Origin of the sequence: Streptomyces sp. NPDC048481 (assembly GCF_043200075.1) — a bacterium.
In the GTDB taxonomy this organism is placed as follows: domain Bacteria; phylum Actinomycetota; class Actinomycetes; order Streptomycetales; family Streptomycetaceae; genus Streptomyces.
The window spans coordinates 343,049-363,776 of record NZ_JBICXC010000005.1 but is presented as its reverse complement, the minus strand read 5'-3'; the positions used below and the strand labels follow the sequence as shown (position 1 = coordinate 363,776).

At 74.0% G+C, this 20,728-nt stretch carries 17 protein-coding genes; 9 read left to right on the top strand and 8 right to left on the bottom strand.

Features of this window, described 5'->3' with window-relative positions:
* Window position 1: 1 nt before the first annotated feature.
* Window positions 2-1,063, bottom strand: a complete 1,062-nt coding sequence (locus tag ACGFSH_RS18535) for an isopenicillin N synthase family dioxygenase (protein WP_393349698.1) — start codon at window positions 1,061-1,063, stop codon at window positions 2-4.
* 1,018 nt (window positions 1,064-2,081) lie between these two features.
* Between ACGFSH_RS18535 and ACGFSH_RS18530 the strand changes: the two genes are divergently transcribed.
* Window positions 2,082-3,536 carry a PAS domain-containing protein gene (locus tag ACGFSH_RS18530; RefSeq protein ID WP_393349696.1) on the top strand — a complete coding sequence of 485 codons (1,455 nt, stop codon included), beginning with the start codon at window positions 2,082-2,084 and terminating at the stop codon, window positions 3,534-3,536.
* 18 nt (window positions 3,537-3,554) lie between these two features.
* On the opposite strand, the gene ACGFSH_RS18525 is transcribed toward ACGFSH_RS18530, so the two are convergent.
* Window positions 3,555-4,310: an SIS domain-containing protein gene (locus ACGFSH_RS18525; RefSeq protein WP_393349694.1), complete on the bottom strand. Its 756-nt coding sequence runs from the start codon at window positions 4,308-4,310 to the stop codon at window positions 3,555-3,557.
* A 274-nt stretch (window positions 4,311-4,584) separates the two neighbouring features.
* Between ACGFSH_RS18525 and ACGFSH_RS18520 the strand changes: the two genes are divergently transcribed.
* Window positions 4,585-5,277 (top strand): iron dependent repressor, metal binding and dimerization domain protein, encoded by a 693-nt coding sequence (locus ACGFSH_RS18520; protein WP_329411126.1) that lies wholly within the window; start codon window positions 4,585-4,587, stop codon window positions 5,275-5,277.
* Between the two features lie 495 nt (window positions 5,278-5,772).
* Complete coding sequence (locus tag ACGFSH_RS18515) at window positions 5,773-6,678, top strand: alpha/beta fold hydrolase (protein WP_393349692.1); 906 nt, start codon at window positions 5,773-5,775, stop codon at window positions 6,676-6,678.
* A 64-nt stretch (window positions 6,679-6,742) separates the two neighbouring features.
* On the opposite strand, the gene ACGFSH_RS18510 is transcribed toward ACGFSH_RS18515, so the two are convergent.
* From ACGFSH_RS18510 to ACGFSH_RS18500, 3 genes are read right to left on the bottom strand one after another with little or no spacing between them, the layout of a single operon-like run.
* The gene (locus ACGFSH_RS18510; RefSeq protein WP_393349690.1) at window positions 6,743-8,374 is read right to left on the bottom strand and encodes a transporter; all 1,632 of its coding nucleotides are present in this window, start codon (window positions 8,372-8,374) and stop codon (window positions 6,743-6,745) included.
* Complete coding sequence (locus tag ACGFSH_RS18505) at window positions 8,371-9,138, bottom strand: ABC transporter ATP-binding protein (protein WP_393349688.1); 768 nt, start codon at window positions 9,136-9,138, stop codon at window positions 8,371-8,373. The genes ACGFSH_RS18510 and ACGFSH_RS18505 overlap by 4 nt, the downstream gene beginning before the upstream one ends.
* A 35-nt stretch (window positions 9,139-9,173) precedes the next feature.
* Window positions 9,174-9,836: a bifunctional DNA primase/polymerase gene (locus ACGFSH_RS18500; protein ID WP_393349686.1), complete on the bottom strand. Its 663-nt coding sequence runs from the start codon at window positions 9,834-9,836 to the stop codon at window positions 9,174-9,176.
* A 432-nt stretch (window positions 9,837-10,268) separates the two neighbouring features.
* Here ACGFSH_RS18500 and ACGFSH_RS18495 point away from each other — a divergent pair, with 432 nt between their 5' ends.
* The 4 genes from ACGFSH_RS18495 to purU all read left to right on the top strand — a co-directional run bounded on the left by ACGFSH_RS18495 (window position 10,269) and on the right by purU (window position 15,312).
* On the top strand, window positions 10,269-11,654 hold the full coding sequence (locus ACGFSH_RS18495) for a transcriptional regulator (protein WP_393349684.1): 1,386 nt from the start codon (window positions 10,269-10,271) through the stop codon (window positions 11,652-11,654).
* A 200-nt stretch (window positions 11,655-11,854) separates the two neighbouring features.
* Window positions 11,855-13,735, top strand: a complete 1,881-nt coding sequence (locus tag ACGFSH_RS18490) for a hypothetical protein (protein WP_393349682.1) — start codon at window positions 11,855-11,857, stop codon at window positions 13,733-13,735.
* Between the two features lie 85 nt (window positions 13,736-13,820).
* A complete protein-coding gene (locus ACGFSH_RS18485; protein ID WP_393349680.1) occupies window positions 13,821-14,321 on the top strand; it encodes a hypothetical protein in 501 nt (166 codons plus the stop codon).
* Between the two features lie 106 nt (window positions 14,322-14,427).
* Window positions 14,428-15,312, top strand: coding sequence for a formyltetrahydrofolate deformylase (purU, locus tag ACGFSH_RS18480; protein ID WP_393349678.1), 885 nt, complete (start codon window positions 14,428-14,430; stop codon window positions 15,310-15,312).
* Window positions 15,313-15,367: 55 nt separating this feature from the next.
* On the opposite strand, the gene ACGFSH_RS18475 is transcribed toward purU, so the two are convergent.
* Window positions 15,368-16,741, bottom strand: a complete 1,374-nt coding sequence (locus tag ACGFSH_RS18475; RefSeq protein ID WP_393350058.1) for a zf-HC2 domain-containing protein — start codon at window positions 16,739-16,741, stop codon at window positions 15,368-15,370.
* A 164-nt stretch (window positions 16,742-16,905) separates the two neighbouring features.
* Window positions 16,906-17,496 carry a sigma-70 family RNA polymerase sigma factor gene (locus ACGFSH_RS18470; RefSeq protein WP_393349676.1) on the bottom strand — a complete coding sequence of 197 codons (591 nt, stop codon included), beginning with the start codon at window positions 17,494-17,496 and terminating at the stop codon, window positions 16,906-16,908.
* 334 nt (window positions 17,497-17,830) lie between these two features.
* Here ACGFSH_RS18470 and ACGFSH_RS18465 point away from each other — a divergent pair, with 334 nt between their 5' ends.
* Together ACGFSH_RS18465 and ACGFSH_RS18460 are read left to right on the top strand one after the other, a co-directional pair.
* Window positions 17,831-18,211 (top strand): STAS domain-containing protein, encoded by a 381-nt coding sequence (locus ACGFSH_RS18465; RefSeq protein ID WP_361351041.1) that lies wholly within the window; start codon window positions 17,831-17,833, stop codon window positions 18,209-18,211.
* Between the two features lie 317 nt (window positions 18,212-18,528).
* Complete coding sequence (locus ACGFSH_RS18460) at window positions 18,529-19,041, top strand: EF-hand domain-containing protein (RefSeq protein WP_329411113.1); 513 nt, start codon at window positions 18,529-18,531, stop codon at window positions 19,039-19,041.
* Here ACGFSH_RS18460 and ACGFSH_RS18455 read toward each other — a convergent pair.
* Entirely contained in the window at window positions 19,025-20,593 is a 1,569-nt protein-coding gene (locus ACGFSH_RS18455) for a class I adenylate-forming enzyme family protein (protein WP_393349674.1), read from the bottom strand. The genes ACGFSH_RS18460 and ACGFSH_RS18455 overlap by 17 nt on opposite strands.
* Window positions 20,594-20,728: the final 135 nt, after the last annotated feature.

Sequence of the window (20,728 nt, the reverse complement as noted above, 5' to 3'; positions counted from 1 at the left end):
GTCACGCGGGGCTGAGCAGCCCCGCGTGATGGCGCTCAGCCACCAGCGGATGGGCGCGCAGCTTGCCCTTCAGCTCGTTGAAGCCGTACTCGGCGAAGAGCGGGTTGGCCGGGTCGTCGGTCACCCCGGGCGCGGCCGAGGCGTGCGGGAACGGCAGCCGCTCCACGCGCGCGTCCAGCCGCGGGTTGTAGAAGAACGGCACGGAGAACCGCTCGACGGCGCTCGGCGGTGACACCACCCGGTGGTTGGTGGCGACCAGGTATCCGTCGGTCGCCACCTCCAGCAGCTCGCCGAGGTTGACCACGAACGCGCCCGGCAGCGGCGGGACGTCGTGGAACGCGCCGTCCTCGCGCTGCACCTGGAGGCCGCCCACCTCGTCCTGGAGCAGCAGCGTCAGGAACCCGTAGTCCTTGTGGGCCCCGACCCCCTGGCCGGAGCCGTCCCCCGCGCTGCCCGGATACCGCACGAGCTTCAGATGCGGATGCGCCCGCTCCCCGAACACCGGGTCGTAGAAACCGGCCGGCGCGCCGATCGAGGCGAGCAGTTCGTGCAGCAGCTTCTCGGCGACGGCGCCGAGCCGGTCGATCCAGGCGAGCGCCGCCGTGCGCAGCTCGGGCAGCTCGGCGGGCCACTGGTTGGGCCCCTGGAGCCACCAGTAGGCGGGTTCGTCCGGGCCCGGCCGCCTCGCCGGCCGCTCGGCCCCTATGTCGAGCTGGTCGCGCCAGTCCTGCCGGCCGCCGGTCCGCTCGTCGCCGGTGCGCGTGTAGCCGCGGAAGTGGGGCGAGTTCACGTTGTCGAGGGCGAGCCTGCGGTCCTCGGGCAGCGCGAAGAAGGCGCGCATGGCGGACGTCAGCGCCTGCGTCTCCCGCTCGCCGACCCCGTGCCCGACGAGCTGGAAGAAGCCCACGTCGTGCGCGGCGGCGTGCAGCTGGGCGTGCAGCAGCGCACGAGCCTGGGGGCCGCGGTCGGCGGCGGAGAGGTCGATGATCGGCAACTGCCGGTAGGCCGGGGCCACGGCCGCGTTCGGGGCCGGGGTCGTCGCGAGGGGTGTCACGTTCGTCATGGTGCGTCCGTGGGTGTACGGGGGCCCGCGGCCGGCGTCGGGTGGGACGGCGCACGGGTGCCAGGTGGGCGGAGGGAGGGAGCGCGTGAACGCGGGCGGGGTGAACCGCAAGGGGGCCGGAGGCTCAGACGGAGCGTCGACAGCCCATGCTCGTGACGCGGACGTAGTCCACGTGGCGTCGTCGAACGAGCGAAAGCATGCGCCCAGGGTACTGCCTGACGAAAGATCCGTACGTGGCGCGCGTCACGCCCCGCAAAATCTGCGGACGGGACGCGAAGGAGGGCACGGGCGAGGAAGCCGGGCGCCGGGGGCGGAGCCGCGCCGCGGCGGGCCGGGACGGGCCGGACATGCAGGCGACCCGCGAGTCTGGTCCTCGGTGAGGAGGGCCGGCCGGACTTACCGGCGACTCGCGGGTCGGGTGACTGCTGGGTTTGGGCCGGCTGCACGCGTGTCTCACGCGCTGGTCCGGCACCGCACAGAGTGTGGTGGCGAGCCGCTAGCCCGCAGCCACCTCACGAGTCCGGGAATCACACATCTACCGGATCACCTCCTTTCGCGTGTACTGGAACCCTAAGAAGCGTTCCCCCGGCAATCAACTGTTTTTTCCCACAGGAACCACGGCAGGGCCTCGGCGGCGGCGCCGCGTCCGCCCACCGGCCGCGCGACACGCACCGCGGGCGGGGCGGACGGCGTCCGGCCGGAGGGACGGGTTTCCCGGACCCCCGCGCGTGGGGGCGGTCTCCGGGGCCGGCGGCGGGCGGGTTGACGTGCGCGTACCGGCGAGGTTCGCTGGAGAGGTGAATGATCTTCGTTCCCGTCCGCGGCCGTCGTCGTGGACGGGCCCGGAGACCCGGCGGCGCGCGGTGGCGGGGCGGTGGCACGGACCGGCCCGCGGCTTGCGTCCCGCCGGGGCGCGGGCTCGGTACGGCGATTCCCTGCAATCTTGCGGGAACCGTATGTGGGCTGCGTCACGTTCGAGTTGAATGAGGGCACGTGAGCGAACCTGCAGGGGGTCCAGGTGAGTGCTTCCCGGCGTAGTGGGACCACCGACGCACTCGGGCCGGACGAGCCCGAGCGGCCCGGGCGGGGCGACGACGGCCGGAAGATCCCGGGCGGCGCGCAGCCCGCCGTCGGCCCGGCCGGCGCCGATCTGCTCGCCGCGCTGCTCGACGGCATGGACGCGGCGCTGTGCGCGTTCGACGGCGACGGAGTCGTCACCCACTGGAACCGCGAGGCCGAGCGCATCCTCGGCTGGAGCGCCGAGGAGGCCGTCGGCCGGCGGGGCTTCGCCGGCTGGGCCGTGCGCGAGGCCGACGCGGAGGACATCGAGGGGCGGCTGATGGCCGCCATGCACGCGCCCGGCCGCCAGGTGCACGAGTTCGCGCTGCTGACCAAGGACGGCGGCCGGGTCCTCGTGCGCACGCAGTCGGCCGCCGTGCCCGGCCCGGACGGCAAGCCCGCCGGACTGTACTGCGCCTTCAGCGAGGTGCACGCGCAGATCGACCTGGAGCGGTCCATCGCGCTCAGCGAGGCGCTCTTCGACGACGCCTCCTGGGGCGTCGTCCTGGTCGACGCCGACCTGCGCCCCGCCGTCGTCAACGCCCATGCCGCCCGCGCGCTGGGCGCCGGCCGCACGGCGGTGCTGGGCCGTCCCCTGGGCGAACTGCTGACCCAGGGCGCGGAGGAACTGGAGAGCGCGCTGACGCACGTCCTCGCCGAGGGCGCCCCGCCGGCCCCGGCGGAGCTGTGGGTGGGGGTGCGCACGCCGGACGGCGAGCGGCGGCGCTGCTGGCGCAGCGGCTTCCTGCGGCTGGCGTCGCCGCTCGCGGAGGAGCCGGTGCCGCTGGGCGTCGGCTGGATCTTCCAGGACGTCACGGAGGGCAAACAGGGCGAGCAGGAGGCGTCGCTGCTGCGGTTCCGGGCCAACCAGCTGCACCGGGCGGCACGCGCGGCCGCCGAGTGCGAGGACCCCGCGGAGGCGGCCACCGTGCATCTCGACTTCGCGCTCGCCGGTTTCGCCGACCACGCCCTGGTCGACCGGGTGATGGGCGACGCCGAGGGGCCGGGCCCGCTGCGGCTGGCGCGGGTCGCGGCCACCCCCTCGGCCGGTCCCGGCCCGAGCGCCCTGACGGGGCACGCGGGCCTGCCGGTGCGCTACCCGCAGGGGCACCCGGCCTTGCAGTGCGTGGCGCGCGCCGGCTCGGTGCGGGCGGGCGCCGGCTCCGCGTCGGCCGACGCGGCGCGGGAGTGGGCGCGGGCGCGGCAGTGGCCGCAGGACACGGTGCACGCGCTGTGCGCGGTGCTGCGCAGCCGGGGCCGCACCCTGGGCGTGGTGACGTTCCTGCGCGGCGGCGGCCGTGCCGCCTTCGAGCGCTCCGACGCGAACTACGCCGAGGACGTCGCCGTGCGGATCGCCACGGCACTGGACCTGGCGGACCTGACGGCGCGGGAGGCCGGGCGCGACGACGGCTGACCCGCGCGCGGGGGGCGCTCAGTGCCGGTAGAAGATGCGGTCCCGGTACTCGTCCATGATCCGGCCGTTCCACTCGTGGCCGCCGTCGACGTTGCCCGAGCGCAGCAGCGGGGGCTCGATGCCGCGCTCGGCGAGGACGCCGGCCGCGGTGGCCATGACGGCCTGGAGAAGCGCCGAGGTCACCACCGTGGAGGCGGGGGCGAAGGGCGCGGGGACGGTGTCGAGGGCGAGTTCGGCGTCCCCGACCGCGATCTTCGAGTCGAGGACGACGTCGCAGTGGTCCTTGAGGAACGTTCCGGTGACGTGCCGGGACGAGGTCTCGGTCGCGTAGGCGACCGAGGTCACGCCGATGACCTTCACGCCCAGCGCGCGGGCGTTCAGGGCCATCTCCACGGGCAGCGCGTTGCGGCCGGAGAGGGAGACGACGACGAGGGCGTCGCCCGCACGCAGCGGCGAGGTGTCGAGGACGGCGGCGGCCAGGCCGTCGACGCGTTCGAGGGCCGAGCCGAGGGTGGCGGGGACGACGTCGACGCCGACGACGCCCGGCACGACGAGCAGGTTCATCAGGGCGAGGCCGCCCGCCCGGTAGACGACGTCCTGGGCGGCGAGCGAGGAGTGGCCGGCCCCGAAGGCGAAGAGGCGGCCGCCGTCCGCCACGGTGTCGGCGAGGAGGGCGCCGGCGGCGTCGACGGCCTCGGCCTCCTCGTCGCGGACCCGTTGCAGCAGGGCTACGGCGGCGTCGAAGAACTGGGCGGCGAGCTTGCGGTCGCTCATCCGAGGGGGCCCCTTTGCCGAGTCGGTGGAGGTGTCGCTGTCCGTGTCGCGGATCACCGTGCGGTCTGGACCAGTGCCCTGTCAATACGGCCGGCGCCGGTGGGGCGGCCGGGGCGGGCGACGCGCCGGGCGCGCCCGGCGGGGCCGGGACGCGGTCCGCGCGTTGGGACGGCGAGGCACGCTTGTCAGTGGTATCCGGCAGAATTGGGTGCAGGGCCAGCGCACGCGCCGTAGAGCGGTCGAGCTTTTCGGCAGAGCTAATCGAGGGGCACGAATGTCCGGACTGATCGACACCACGGAGATGTATCTCCGCACCATCCTCGAGCTGGAAGAGGAAGGTGTGGTCCCGATGCGTGCCCGGATCGCCGAGCGGCTCGACCAGAGCGGCCCGACGGTCAGCCAGACCGTGGCGCGCATGGAGCGCGACGGCCTGGTGGCGGTGGCCAGCGACCGCCATCTGGAGCTGACCGACGAGGGCCGCCGGCTGGCCACGCGCGTGATGCGCAAGCACCGTCTCGCCGAGTGTCTTCTCGTCGACGTGATCGGCCTGGAGTGGGAGCAGGTCCACGCAGAGGCGTGCCGCTGGGAGCACGTGATGAGCGAGGCGGTGGAGCGGCGGGTGCTGGAGCTGCTGCGGCACCCGACGGAGTCGCCGTACGGCAACCCGATCCCGGGCCTGGAGGAACTGGGCGAGAAGGACGGCGCGGACCCGTTCCTGGACGAGGGCATGGTCTCGCTGGCCGATCTCGACCCCGGCCCGGAGGGCAAGACGGTCGTCGTGCGCCGGATCGGCGAGCCGATCCAGACGGACGCGCAGCTGATGTACACGCTGCGCCGCGCGGGAGTGCAGCCGGGCTCGGTGGTGAGCGTGACGGAGTCGCCGGGCGGTGTGCTGGTGGGCAGCGGCGGCGAGGCCGCGGAGCTGGTGTCGGACGTCGCGTCGCACGTGTTCGTCGCCAAGAAGTAGCGCGCGGGAGACCGTTCGGCGCGGTGTCGGGCACGGTTCAACTCCCCGGTCCGGCGGGCAGGTTGCGGGGTGTCGTCGGAGCCGTCGAAGTCGTCGGATCGGGCGGTTGCCTGTGTCGAATCGCAGCGCGGCGGCGTTCGGCGTGCCAGGCTGTCGCGTGAGGCATATGACCTGAGGGGGCCGGGATGGTGTGCCGCGGAGCAAGGGAGGGCCCCGGCGCCGTGCGGCGCCGGGGCCTGTCCTCCCCTGTGCTGACCCGGAGCCCCGAGCTCCCAGGGTCATTCCCCTCGGACCGTTTTTCCCCGAGCGGTCCGCCTCCCGCTGAAAATCTCCCCTTGGCAGCGGGGATCATTCCTTGAGGGTGGTCACTCGAACGAGGGGTGTTGTGCGCGGAGAGTGCAATTCTCGAAAGGGCATTCGATAGCCTGCGGGTGATCGAAGCGATACGGAGCATCGACAGCGCAGCGGTACGACGGCTAGGGGGTGCCAGGACCTATGGCGCGACGCATCGACGTGACCGGGGCGGGCGGCGTACGTCTGGCGGCCTGGGAGTTCGGGGACCCGCCCAAGGGGATCCCGGCGCAGTCCTCCGGCGGGCGGCAGCGGCCCGCGGAACCCGAGCGGACCTCCGGGGTCCTGTTACTGCACGGCCTGATGGGCCGTGCCTCGCACTGGGCGTCCACCGCCCGCTGGCTCTCCGAGCGACATCGCGCGGTCGCCCTCGACCAGCGCGGCCACGGGCAGAGCGAGAAGCCGCCGCGGGCCGCGTTCACCCGCGAGGCCTACGTGGAGGACGCGGAGGCCGCCCTCGAACAGCTCGGGCTGGCCCCCGCCGTCCTCATCGGGCACGCCATGGGCGCGCTCACCGCGTGGCAGCTCGCGGCCCGGCGCCCCGACCTGGTGCGCGGCCTCGTCGTCTGCGACATGCGGGCCTCGGCGCTCGGCGCGGCCTCGCAACGCGAGTGGGCCGACTGGTTCGCGTCCTGGCCGCTGCCCTTCGCCACGCTCGCCGACGTCCGCAAATGGTTCGGCGAGGACGACCCCTGGGTGGAGCGCCCGAACCCCTCGCGAGGCGAATTCTACGCGGAGGCGATGCACGAGTCGCCGGACGGCTGGCGTCCCGTCTTCGAGCCCGAGCAGATGCTCAAGTCCCGGGAGACCTGGGTCTACGACGCGCACTGGGAGGAACTGACCCAGGTCCGGTGCCCCGCCCTCGTCGTGCGCGGCCTCGACGGCGAGCTGGGCCGCGCGGAGGCCCAGGAGATGGTCCGCGTCCTGCCGCGCGGCGAGTACGCCGAGGTGGCCGACGCCGGCCACCTCGTCCACTACGACCAGCCCGAGGGCTGGCGCACGGCGATCGAACCCTTCCTGGACACAGTGCTCACCCCGGACACCCCCTGACCGAAACCGCCGGCTTCGGGGCGGAAACCGGCGGTCCCGGGGTGAGAGCCGGCGGCCTGCGGCGTCAGCCCTTGCTCACGGCTGCCAGGATCTCCGGCAGCCGTGCCGCCGTGCGCGGCGCGGCCAGCCGCAGTCCCAGGTAGGTGATGCCCGCGCCGTACAGCGCTCCGCCCGGCAGCAGCAGCCACGTCCACGCGTCGCCGCCCTCGCTGACGTTCAGCCAGATCGTCACCGCGATGACGGGCGCGCACAGCAGCGCCGCCGAGACCATGCCGCCGAACACCGCGATCCAGGCCAGCCCGGCCTGCCCCGGGGCGACGTTCTTGTAGCCCTCCTGAGGGATCGAGTAGGGGAAGCGCGCCGAGGTCCACGCGCCCGTCGCGAGCATCGCGCCGAGCAGCGCGAGGGACAGCCCCAGCACCTCGGGCAGCTTCCGCCAGTCGCCGAGCAGCGCGGTCGTCAGCACGGTCACCGACGTCGCGTACGGCAGGGTGATCAGCAGCAGGGCCAGTGCCCGGGCGCGCAGCTCGTCGTAGGCGTCCCGCGTCGACGAGATCGTCATGGCGACCATCCAGAACGCGGAGGTGTCCTGGCCGAACTGGTTGTACATCTGGATGCCGAGCATCCCGGCCGCGAAGCAGGCGAAGTAGATCGAGCCGGTGCCCTGCAACGCGTTGAACAGGGGCACGATCAGGCCGATGGCCAGCGACGTCACCCAGGCCGCCTTGGTCTTCGGATCCCGCCACACGTAGCGCAGGCTGCGTTCCATGACGGTGCCGGTGCGCCCGCCCGGCAGCAGCCGCGCCGGGCCCGCCCGGCCCCGCCGTTTCTGCGCGGCGGGTTCGGCGGCCTGAAGGGTCGAGCCGTCGGGCGACGTCATCAGCCGCGTCATGCTCCGCGCCCACGCCGTCACCAGCAGGGCCAGGGCCGCCGCGCTGACGGCGAGCTGCGCGGCCGCGACGCCGTGGTGCCCCTTGCTCACCGAGTCCACCGCGCCGACCGCAGAGGCGGGCGGCAGCCACCGGAGCACGGCCGCCGCCGGATCCAGCTCCGCCAGGCCGGACGTGCCGAGCCGCTGCGCCCCGAAGTTGACGACCTGCGCCCCGACCGCGATGACCAGCCCGCTCAGCACGGCCAGATCGCGGCCCTTGCGGCTGGTCAGCAGCCGGACGTTGGCGGCGGCCACGGTGCGCGCCAGCGCCACGCACACCAGCAGGCCGAGCGCCACGGCGAACACGCCCACCGTCCACGCCGCCGCGCCGTGCGCCAGGGCCACCACGGCCCCGGTGAGCGTCAGCAGGGTGAGCAGCGGCCCGATACCCACCAGTGAGGCCACCAGCAGCGCCCGCACCAGGGGCAGGGGGCGCAGCGGCAGCATCACCAGCCGGGTCGGGTCGAGGGTCTCGTCGCCGCTGGGGAAGAACAGCGGCATCACCGCCCAGCCCAGGCCGAACACCGCGACCAGCAGCACCACCAGCGACACGGCGTGCGCGTGTCCCCGCAGGGCGACCAGGCCGAGCAGCAGCAGCGCGGCGAACAGCAGGGTGACGACGGCGGAGGCGACGTAGGCGGCCCGGCGTCCGCTCGACTGCCGCAGCCCGTTGCGCAGCAGGGACAGCTTCAGCCGGACGACGGTGGCGACGAGGCCCGGTGCGGAGGCCGAGGCGGCGGAGTGCGGCGCGGCGGGGGCGTTCAACGGCCCGCCCCGCCCAGCCAGTCGAGGTCGGAACCGGTGTCCCGGCCCTGCGCCCCGACGAGTTCGAGGAACGCCTGCTGCAACGAGGGCGCGGATCCCCGCACCTCCTCCAGCGTGCCGTGCGCCCGGATGCGTCCCGCCGCCATCACCGCCACCCAGTCGCACAGCGACTCGACGAGTTCCATCACATGGGAGGAGAAGACGACCGTCGCACCGGACGCCGTGTACCGCTCCAGGACGCCACGGATGATCTGCGCGGACACCGGGTCCACGCCCTCGAACGGCTCGTCCAGGAAGAGCACTTCGGGGTTGTGGAGCAGCGCGGCCGCGAGCCCGATCTTCTTGCGCATGCCGGTCGAGTAGTCGACGACGAGTTTGTGCTGGGCGCCGGCCAGATCGAGGACGTCGAGCAGCTGGGTGGCCCGCTTGTCGACCTCGGTGCCGGGCAGCCCCCGCAACCGCCCGCTGTAGGACAGCAGTTCACGCCCGGACAGCCGTTCGAACAGGCGCAGGCCCTCCGGGAGGACCCCGATCCGGGCCTTCACCTCGACGGGATCCCGCCACACGTCGTGTCCGGCGATCTCGACGGACCCCTGGTCGGGCCGCAGCAGCCCGGTCACCATCGACAGGGTGGTGGTCTTCCCGGCTCCGTTCGGCCCGACGAGCCCGATGAACTTGCCCGAGGGCAGATCGAGATCGATCCCGGCGACAGCGACCTGCTGACCGAACCGCTTCCAGAGGTTGCGCACGCGTACGGACGTCATGCACGAACCCTACGCATGAGCTGCGGGAGACCCCTCTACCGGTCCCGCCCGCACGCGTAGGCGAGCGGTGAGATCAACTCCTCGGCGTCCGGCAGCCAGCGGTTCGCGGCGGTCGGCCGGCAGGCCCACTGCACGGCCCCGCGGGACCCGAACCGGGTGGGCGGCGCGGCGACGTACGTGCCCTCGCCGAGCGTCACGAGATCCAGGGCGGCCGGCGACCAGCCCAGCTTGCGCACCAGCTCCGGCACCTTGGCCGACGCGCCCGGCAGCACGAAGAACTGCATCCGCCGGTCCGGCGTCAGGGTCACCGGGCCGAGCGTCAGCTCCATGCGCTCCATGCGGGCCAGCGCGAGGAACCCGGCCGTCTCCGGCACGGAGATCGCGTCGAAGGTGCGACCGGTGGGGAGCAGGATCGAGGCCGTGGGCTGCTTCTGCCACATCCGGCGCGCGACCGTCGCACTGCCGGTCGCCTGCGTCGCCCAGTCGGGCCGGGCGGCGTGCGCCCCGGGGGCGGCGCACGCGCCGTCGCCGCAGGAGCAGAGCTGCACCCCGTCGACGGCTTCCAGCCAGGTGCCGGGGAAGACGTCCCAATGACGTTCCTCGGCGTAGCGAACAGCGGTCTCGAGCAGCGATTCCCCGCGCTGCTTCGGGATTTGAGTGGCTTCGGCGCCCGCGATGGTCTCTTCCACGATGAACACAACTCTAGCGGTCACCAGGGGTTACGCCCGCCGCCGATGCGCGGGGGAGGAGCATCGATTCGGCGTCCGGGGCGCATGGGTGCATGTGCGGGGGCGCGCGGGAGGAACGGGCGCGGGAACGGGTATCCAGGTAGCGGGGGCGGCTTTCCGTCGGCGACCGGCGATTCTCCGCAGCGACACGGCAGCACACGACATCACCCGGCACGGCATCACCCGGCACGACACGGCACACGGCACGGCATGGCTCGGCCACGACCGGTGCCGCACGTCATTGCGGGGCAATCATCGGCAATCCTCACATGCCTCGCATTTTCGGCCGGTCGGTGGGGCATTGATCTGCTCGGCCGGAACTTTTCGGTGCAAGACACGTCAACTCGGTGTGTGGGCGGGCACCCGCCGCCCCGGTCACCGCAGCCACAGGGGGTAGTGCCCATGGCCGCAAGGCCGCTAGTCGCGCGGCAGCCGAACGAACGGCTGCAGGCGCTCATCCAGGAGGCGGGGTGCTCGAACGCCGGGCTCGCCCGCCGCGTCAACATGTGCGGCGCGGAGCACGGTCTCGACCTGCGCTACGACAAGACGTCCGTGGCCCGTTGGCTGCGCGGGCAGCAGCCCCGGGGGCGCGCTCCGGCGATCATCGCGGAGGCGCTGGGCCGCAAGCTCGGCCGCACGGTCACGATCGACGAGATCGGCATGGCCAACGGCAAGAACCTCGCCTCGGGCGTGGGGCTTCAGTTCTCGCCGACGGTGCTGGGGGCCATCGAGCAGGTCTGCGAGCTGTGGCGCAGCGACGTGGGCCGCCGCGACTTCCTGTCCGGCTCGTCGGTGGCCGCCTCGGCGCTGGTCGAGCCGAGCCGCGACTGGCTGATCTCCGCGCCCGACGCGCAGGTGGCGCGGTCCGCGGGCCCTCGCGTGGGCCAGTCCGACGTGGCGGCCGTCAAGGCGATGACGCAGGCCCTGGTCGAACTGGACCACCAGTACGGCAGCGGGCATGTGCGCCCGGTCGTCGTGCACTACCTCAACAGCGTCGTCTCCGGGCTGCTCGCCGGCTCCTACCGGGAGGCGGTCGGCCGTGAACTCTTCGCGGCCGTGGCCCGGTTGACCGAACTCGCCGGGTACATGGCCGTCGACACCGGTCAACCGGGCCTCGCCCAGCGGTACTACATCCAGGCGCTGCGGCTGGCCCAGGCGGCCGGCGACCGCGGCTACGGCGGATACGTCCTCGCCGCCTCCATGAGCCACCTCGCCGCGCAGCTCGGGAACCCGCGTGAGATCGCCCAGTTGGCGCGGGCGGCGCAGGAGGGGACGCGTGGGCGGGTGACCCCGCGCGCGGAGGCCATGTTCCTCGCCGCGGAGGCGCGCGGGCACGCCCTGCTCGGGGACGTCCGGGGCGCGCAGGCGGCTTCCGGGCGGGCGGTGTCCGCACTGGAGGCGGCGGACCGGACCGCAGGCGACGACCCGGCGTGGATCGCGCACTTCGACGAGGCCTACCTGGCCGACGAGTTGGCGCACTGCCACCGCGACCTCGGTCAGGCGGAGGCGGCGGCGCGCTGCGCCGAGCAGTCGCTGGCGGGGCATCCGCCCGGCCGTGCCCGGCGGCGTGCGATCGGGTACGTCCTGCTGGCCACGGCGCAGGTGCAGCAGCGCGAGATCGAGCAGGCCTGCAACACCGGCCTGAAGGCGGTCGAGTTGCTGGGGACGCTCCGCTCCAACCGGGGTGCGGAGTATCTGGAGGATCTTCAGCAGCGGCTGGAACCGTTCCGGGAGGAGTCGGTGGTACGGGAGTTCGGCGCGCGGCTGGAGTTGCAGACCGCGGCGTGAACGGGTGGGGCGCCGCTGCGGCAACGGCGTCCGTCCCCGGGAGGGCGGCGGACGCGGCGCACGGCGCTCCGGATCTGTCGGGAACGTCACTGTCCGGCCCTGAAGCGGCAGGTCGGGATCTGAGCTGCGTGGCACGGGGTTCCGGGGACCCGGTAGCGTGAGCCGACGATTCCGAAGGTCCCCCATTCGTAGGAGTCCCGGTGACGCAGAGTGGACAGGGCGAGGAGCCCTCGGCGCAGCCCGCGCGCGAAGGCATCGTGCTGCCCTCCGACGGCGGGGAACCCCTGCTGCCGGGAATGACGCCGAGCGTGCCGAGGCCGGGAGACCGGCCGGGCCCGCAGCAGGGCGGGCAGTCCGGCGGGTACGGCGCCCGGCAGTACGGGCAGCAGGACCCGGCACGCCAGGAGTACGGGCAGCCAGGCGGACAGGGCCGGCCCGACCACGGGCAGCAGCAGTACGGGCAGCAGCCGGCCTACGGGCAGCCCGGAGCGCAGCCGCAGCCGCAACCCGGTCCGCAGGACTACGGACGCCAGGATTACGGACGCCAGGACTTCGGGCAGCAGGACGGCGGAGGGCCGGCGCCGTCCGGCGGGCAGACCTGGGGACAGCCCTGGGGCCCGGACCGGCAGACATCCGCCCCGCAGCAGTCCGCCCAGGGCTGGCAGGCCCCGGCGGGCCGGCCGGACCCGGACGCGGTACGGCAGGAGGGGTGGAACGGCTCCCAGGCGGCCTGGAACGGCGGCGCGCAGGCGGGGCCGGGCCCGCTCCCGCCGGAGGCCGCCCCGGGCGGCGCCGCGTACGGCGCGGGCGCGCCGCTGCCGCCCGCGGTGAACCCGGCCGACGAGGGCGCGACCCAGTACATACCTCCGGTCCCGGCCGACGAGGGCGCGACCCAGTACATACCTCCGGTCCCGGCCGACGAGGGCGCCACGCAGTACATACCGCCCGTGCCCGCCGGCGACGGCGCGACGCAGTACCTCCCGCCGGTCGCACCGGGCGCGCTGCCGCCCGAGAGCCCGGCCGAGTCGACCCACTTCCTCGGCCGCGCCCCGCGCGGCACCGCCGGGCCGATGCCCGGCACGGGAGCGTTCCCGGGCGCACAGCCCGGCGCGCACCCCGACTCCGAGGCCACCCAGTACATTCCGCCGGTCCCGGGCCAGGGCGGCGGGGAGGCGCAGCCGCCCGCCGGGTTCGAGAACCTCTTCCGCGACGGAGGAGGCGGCGACGGCCAGGCCGGGTCCACGCAGCAGCTCCCGCGCTTCAGCGAGCCGGACGGCCCCGGACACGGCGGCCCCCAGGGGTACGGAGCCGGACCGGCCGCCCGTTCCCCCCAGTCCTCCTACGCCCAGCCCTCCTACGGGCAGTCCGCCCCCGTCCCGCCCGGCGGTCCGGCTGCGGGCGGCAGACGCGGGGCGCGCGCCGGCGAGGGCGGGGACGCCGGCGAGGGCCGTACGCGCTCGCGCGTGCCGCTGTTCGCGGCGGTCGGCGTGGCGCTGGCGGTCGTCGGGGTCGGCGCGGGCGCGCTGCTCGCGGGCGGCGGCGGCGACAAGGGCGGCGCCGGCCAGACCGTCGCCGCATCCGCGCCCGTGACCGGGGGCTCCGCGTCGACGTCCGCCGACGGAGCCCGGCAGCAGGCCGTCGAACTCGACAAGCTGCTGGCCGACAGCGGGAGCAGCCGGGCCGGCGTGATCAGCGCGGTGGCCTCGGTGAAGTCGTGCGACAACCTCTCGCAGGCCGCCTCGGACCTGCGGGACGCGGCCGGGCAGCGCACCGGCCTGGTCACGAGGCTGTCCGCGCTGAAGGTGGACCGGCTGCCGGACCACGACGCGCTGACCGTCGCGCTCACCAAGGCCTGGCAGGCGTCCGCCTCGGCCGACGAGCACTACGCCGCCTGGGCCGACCAGGTCAACGGCGACAAGAAGAAGAACTGCCGCAAGGGTTCGGCCCGCGCGACCGGGGAGGCGCAGGCGGGCAACCGGGCGAGCGGCACCGCGAGCGCCCAGAAGAGCCGGGCCGCCAAGCTCTGGAACGAGATCGCGAAGAAGTACGGCCTCACCCAGCGCGGCCCCACCCAGCTCTGACCGGTGACCCTCGGTCCATGGTCGGTGACGCAGCGGTGAACCTCAGGGGCCCGTGAAGCTCCTGGGGTGACGAAACGTACGATCGGTGACCGTGCAAGGTTCGGAGAACTCTTCCCGTCGCGGCCGCCGCTCGTTCACCATGGGCGGCATGCCACTCAACGACATGCCGTGGTGGCGCTGGCGCAGCAATGTGCGCTCCGCGCTGCACATGCTCTCCGATCCGGTGTTCCAGCAGAACGTCTGGCTCGCCGGCGTCGAGGGGTACGGGGACGTCACCGACGCCGTGTACCGCCTGGTCGAGGACACCTGGCTCGACAACTGGTCGGCCGAGAAGTACGTCGGGACGATCTTCCGCGACTCGCAGGAGGCGGCCCTCGTCGACACCGCCGTGCTGCGCGTGCTGCGGATCATGCACCAGGTCGGGCCGGACGCCCCGGTCTCCGCGTACGTCGACCACCAGGCCTGGCCCGACGCGGTGCGGGCGGCGCGGGACGCACACGTGCGCATGGCGGCGAGCGACGGCGACGACCCGGACGCGCCGCCCCGGACGCTGGAGGTCCTGCGGATCATGACGCGGGCGGCGTAGGAGCGCGCTGGAGCCGGAAGGGGCACGGGGAGGCCGGGCGGCCGCCCGCGTTCCGCCCTGCGGGACGGCTGTCCACGGCGACGGGCGGTATGGGACCCTGTCGGGCATGAACGCGCAGTCCGGCCGAGCCCCGGCGAACCCCGCCGACCAGTACGTCCTCACGCTCTCCTGCCCCGACAAACAGGGCATCGTGCACGCCGTGTCGAGCTACCTCTTCATGACCGGCTGCAACATCGAGGACAGTCAGCAGTTCGGCGACCACGACACGGGTCTGTTCTTCCTGCGCGTCCACTTCTCCGCCGAGTCCCCGGTGACCGTGGACAAGCTGCGGGCGAGCTTCGCCGCGATCGGCGACTCCTTCCACATGGACTGGCACATCAACCGGGCCGACGACCGGATGCGCATCGTCCTCATGGTCAGCAAGTTCGGGCACTGCCTGAACGACCTCTTGTTCCGCGCCAGCATCGGCGCGCTGCCGGTGGAGATCGCGGCCGTGGTCTCCAACCACACCGACTTCGCCGAGCTGGTGGGCTCGTACGACATCCCCTTCCACCACATCCCGGTGACGAAGGAGACCAAGGCGCAGGCCGAGGCGCGGCTGCTGGAGCTGGTCCGGGAGCAGGACGTCGAACTGGTCGTCCTCGCCCGCTACATGCAGGTCCTCTCCGACGACCTGTGCAAGCAGCTCAGCGGCCGGATCATCAACATCCACCACTCGTTCCTGCCGAGCTTCAAGGGCGCGAAGCCGTACCACCAGGCGCACGCCCGGGGCGTGAAGCTGATCGGCGCGACGGCGCACTACGTGACGGCCGACCTCGACGAGGGGCCGATCATCGAGCAGGAGGTCGAGCGGGTGGGCCACGGCGTCACGCCCGACCAGCTCGTCGCCATCGGGCGGGACGTGGAGTGCCAGGCGCTGGCCAGGGCCGTCAAGTGGCATGCGGAGCGCCGCATCCTGCTCAACGGCCGGCGCACGGTCGTCTTCCCGTAGGCGTCCCGGCTTCCGGCCCGTCCGGGTGCCTGGGCCGCCTCCCCCCGCCTGCCGCCTACATGCGGCTCAGGCTCGCCGCCGCGAACAGCACGTCGCGGATCGCCTCGCGGTCGCCGAGCTGCCCGGCCGCCGCTTCCTCGGGCGACACATGGCCCGCGGCGAGACGGCAGAACTCCACGTCGTCCAGGGCCACATGGGCCACCTCGTGGTCGGCTGAGCCCACCGCGGCCGGTGAGTCGAGGGGGATCAGCCACTGGCCGCCGCCCGAGCCCTCGATCTCCAGCCGCAGGCTGCGGCCGGGACGGCCGGCGCTCACCAGGTGGCGGGTGTGGTGCGAGGGAGCGGCGAGCCCGGCGCGGCGGCGGGCCGCGAGCGTCTCCGGCAGCATCCGGGCGGCCAGGTCGATCATGCCGTGCAGATGGCGGGGAGCGGGCGGCGCGTACGGGTAGTCGACCGCGTCGGCGATGTCCTCGGCGTGCACCCAGCACTCGAATGCGCGGTCCAGCATGGCGTCCCGCAGGGGCAGTTCGAAGCCGCCGTAGGACACCGGCATGGCGCCCTCGCCCTCTCCGCCGGTGAAGGCCGCCGTGCGGACCAGGGCGTGGGTCTGTTCGCGCCAGGGGCCGCGCACGGAGCGGGTCGGCGGGAAGCGCGAGCCGGCCCAGAAGGCCTCGGTGCGGCGCGCGGGCGTGCCCGGGGGCGCGTCCGGGCCGTCCGCGCCCGTCTCGCGTGCCCCGTCCGTGTCCCGTGCCCCGCCCGTCTCCAGCGGGTCGTCGAGCCCCAGGGCCAGGGCGACCAGCCCGTCCACCGCGAGCAGATGGGCGATGACCCCGGCGACCGTGGTCCGCCGGCTGGTGGCCTCCTGGCCGCGGAACCAGCGCAGCCGCACGGGAGCGTGCCACTCGGCGTCCCCGAAGTCCTGGAGCAGGGCGTCCAGCCGCGCGGTCTCGGCGTCGTACGACTGCGCCCAGCGCGGCACCGGGATCCGGGGCGGACGACGGGTCAGGCAGCCGTCGAGGACGCGGGTGCGCAGTCCCGGGTCCAGGTCGAGGCTCTCCGGGCGTTGCAGCAGGCCGACCGCCTCGCGCAGCCGCCGTGCCTCGTCGGCGCACGCGCCGCAGTCCCCGAGGTGCTCCTCGACGGCCGCCGTCTCCTCGGCGGAGCAGGCCGCCAACGCCCATGCGCCCAGCAGCGACTTGAGTACCCGGTGCTCCAGCCGGAGCGGCTGCGGGAGGTCCGGGGCGGGCGCGGCGGGCAGCGGCAGCCCGCCGTCCTCGACGGACGCGCGGGGCAGCGGTATGCGCGCCGGCCGGCCGGCCCCGGAGCCGGAGGCGACGTCCCGGCCACCGCCGTCACCGCCGCCGCCGGGGCCTCCCGGCCCTCCCGGCCCTCCCGGTCCACCCGGTCCGCTGTCGTCCGGCCCGTTCATCCCGGTGGGCACCCTGTCTTCCCCGGCTTCCGCGGTGTTCCCGTCTTTCCCGTCCTCCCAGGCCGTTCCGTCCTGGCCGCCCTCGCTCCCTCGGCCCTCTTCGCCGCCTCCGTTCCGTTCGTCGCCCTCGCCGCCGTCGTACGACGGCCGGATGCTCGCGTCGCTCACGCGGCACCCCCGTATCCGGGCGGGGCTCCGGGGGCCGCGGTGTCGTGGGCCGTGGAGAGCAGTTGGAGGCCCAGGCGGAGCCGGCGGCGCGCCTCGTCCTCGGTGACGCCGAGGTCGGCCGCGGTCTGGCGGTAGTCGCGGCGCTGGAAGTAGGCCAGTTCCAGGGCGGCGCGCAGGGGCGCGGGCATGGCCTGGACGATGTAGTCGGCGCGGGCGGCGACGGACGCGTGCCGCACCCGGTGCTCCAGTTCCTCGCGCGCCTTGGCCGAGCCGCGGCCGGTCTCGGCCAGCGCGGCGGTCTCGGTGGCGCGCAGCCGCTGCACGGCGAGACGGTGGGTCAGCGCGGCGACCCAGGTGCGCAGCGGGCCCTGCCGGGGGTCGTAGGCGTCGGGATGCTCCCAGACGTGGGCGAAGACCTCGCGGGTGATGCCGTCGGCCGCGCGTTCGTCTCCGAGCACGCGGTGGGCGAGACCGTGCACGAGCGAAGCGAACCGGTCGTAGAGCTCGCCGAGGGCGGCCGCCTCACCGCGCGCGAGCCGCTGCTGCATCTTGCGGTCCCAGCGGGGCGGTGCGTCCTTTTTCGCCATGCGGCCCCCTCACCCGTGTCCGTCCCTCTGGCCGTGCGTCCTTCGGTCTCGCGTGTGTCCAGCGTGCGTCCGCCGTCTCCTCGAATGTAGTCGGCACGTACGACAATGCACGCCCCTTTGTTGCAATGTGCGCCCCCTGCCCGTCAGGGAGTGGTATGGGCGGCACCTACCCGACAGGCATGGATCGAACCGGACTGGATATGACAGGAACAAGCCTCTTTCTGTTTGTTTCTGTTTTCACGCCGGTGTTTCGGGGCACGGCCGCTGGGCAGCCGCGCTGCAAGGAAGCGAAGGGACAGCTTCCGTTCCCAGCCAGCTACAGCGAACGAAGGGCGTGGTGGTGGCCTTCACGGTGACCGGCGGCGAGCAGGGCGGATGGGCCGTGCTCCACGTGTCCGGCGAGCTGGACCTGGTGACGTCGCCCGTGCTGCGGCAACGGGTGCACGACGAGGTGGCCGAGGGCCGCCACCGTCTCGTCCTCGACCTCTCCGACGTGTACTTCTGCGACTCCAGCGGCGTCGGCGTGCTGATCGCGGCCCGCAGGCTGATCCGCTCCTGCCGGGGACGGCTGCGGCTGATCCTCCCCGCGCACGGCGCGGCCGACGGCTCCCACGTCAACCGGGTCCTGGGCGCGCTGGGCGTGCGCCGTCTGTTCGACGTCTACGGCGATCTCGCCGACGCCGTGGACGACGGGACCGAGCCCCTCTCGGCGTGAGCCGTGCCCCCGCCGGGCCACACGTGTGTCCCGGAATTCCCCCGGTCTCGCCACAGCCGGCCCCTTCCGGCCGCCCGGACGTCCCCGGCGTCGTACGCTCCCTGCCGGAAGCACTCCCGTCCGCGCGCCGGAAAACCCTCCGGCACACGGCCGGGAAACCCCCGCGGGCACCGGCCGGGAACCCTCCCGGACACGGGCCCGGAGACATCTTCAGAGCCCGACCCACCGGGCGGCGCCACCCGCACCACCCTCGGCGCCCGCCCGCAGGCATCACCACCCACCCCACGACGTGACGACGTAAGGCGGCCCGAGCAGACATGGTCAGCAGTGAGTACGAGCGCAGGATCGCCGCCCGGTTCGCCACCTTCGACCAGGACGGCAACGGCTACATCGACCGCGTGGACTTCGCCGCCGCGGCCAAGGCGGTGCTCGCGGAGTTCTCGACCGCGGCCCGCTCCGACAAGGGGCAGGCGCTGTACGCGGGGGCCGAGGCGTTCTGGCAGGGCATGGCCGGGATCGCGGACCGGGACGGCGACCAGCGCATCAGCCGGGACGAGTTCGTGAACAGCGCGGTCAAGCGGCTGCGGGACAACCCGGAGCGGTTCGCGGAGATCGCCCGCCCCTTCCTGCACGCCGCCCTGGACGTCGCGGACGCCGACGGCGACGGCCGGGCGACGGTCGAGGACACCGTCCGGGTGCTGCACGCCCTCGGAGCGCCCGACGAGGTCGCCCGCGGGGCCGCCGCCGTCCTCGACGCCGACGCGGACGGCAAGGTCGGCGAGGCGGAGATCGTCCCCGCCTTCGCGCGCTACTTCACCGTCCCCGAATAGCCGTCCCCGGATCGCCGGCGGCCGGCGGCCGGGCGGGCCGCGCGTAGCGTTCGCGCAGCTTGTACTTGAGGACCTTGCGGAGCGTGTCGTTGCGCGGCAGGGCGTCCACCAGCTCCAGCTGCTCGGGCAGCTTGTGCACGGACAGTCCCGCCGCGCGCAGGTACGAGGCGACCGCCTCCAGGGTCAGCGTCCGCGCGCCGGGCGGCTGTTCCACGACCGCGCACACCCGTTCCCCGCGCTCGGCGTCGGGCAGGCCGATCACGGCGACGTCCCCGACGCCGGGGTGGGCGGCCAGCAGGTCCTCGATCTCCTTGGCGGACACGTTCTCCCCCTTGCGGATGATGACGTCCTTCAGCCGCCCGGTGAGCACCAGATGCCCGCTGCCGGTCAGCCGCCCGAGGTCGCCGGTTCGCAGGAAGCCGTCCGCGTCGAACGCCTCGGCGCTCTGCGCGGGGTCCAGGTACCCCTGGCACACGGCCTCCCCGCGCAGCCGCACCTCCCCGTCCACGACGCGTATCTCCATGCCCGCGGGCGGCCGTCCCTCGGTCGTCGCGAGGTTGTCGGTGGTGTCGTCGGGCGACCCCATGGTGATCATCGGCACCTCGGTCATCCCGTACCCGTGGGTGAGCTGCACGCCCATCTCGCGCACGACGGCGTGGTACACCTCGGGCGGCTTGGGCGCGCCGCCGCCCGCGAGCAGCCGCAGCGTGGGGATCACGGGAACGCCCGGCTGCTTGCGCTGCTCGGCGAGGAACATCGAGTAGAACGCCGTCGAACCGCCCGCGACCGTGACCCCGTGCCGCCGGTACTCCGCCAGCGCGTCCGGCAGCGCGAAATGCTCGAACATCACCGCCGGGAAGCCGTACAGCAGCAGCATGACGGTGTAGTCGGGCCCGGCGATGTGCGCGTAGGGGAACGCCATCGAGCCGACGTCGTCCGGGGTCAGCCGCAGGGCGTGGGCGAGGCAGGAGCCGCCCGCGATCAGCGAACGGTCGGTGTGCAGGACGCCCTTGGGGTCGGAGGTGGTGCCCGAGGTCCAGTAGATCCAGCGCACCGCGCCGCCGTCGGAGGGCGGCGGCGGGAGGACGGCCGGATCCCCGTCCGGCAGGTCGTCGTAGGCCTCGAAGACGCCCTTCGCGCCCAGCCGCCGGGCCATCTCGGCGTGGTCGTGGCCGCGCCAGACGCCCGGCACCGCGAAGAACTCCGCCTTGGACTCGCGCAGCGCGAAGCCCACCTCGCGGTCGCGGTAGAACGGGATGACGGGCGACTGCACGGCCCCGAGCCGGGCCAGGGCGAAGGACAGGACGGCGGTCTCCAGGCGGGTGGGCAGCTGCCAGGCGACGACCGTGCCGGGGCGCACGCCCATGCCGTACAGCCCGGCGGCCGTGCGCTCGGCCCGCTCGCGCAGCTCGCCGAAGGTCAGGGCGCGCTCCTCCTGGAGAAGGACCCGGCGGCCGGGGGTGAGGCCGGCGCGGCGGACGAGCAGGTCCCACAGCGTGCGCGAGCCGCTCAGCTCGTGGGCGGTGGCGGTGGCGGTGTCGGAGTCGGTCACGGAGGCCCCCTGGCCTGGCGGTCAGCTGACGGTGCGTCAGATTTTCGGCAGAGCGTAGGGCCGGTCGCCTTGTCGGTCCAGGGGTCGCGGACTAGCCTGCGGGGAAAACAGCATCTGACGGTCCATCAGATCGCG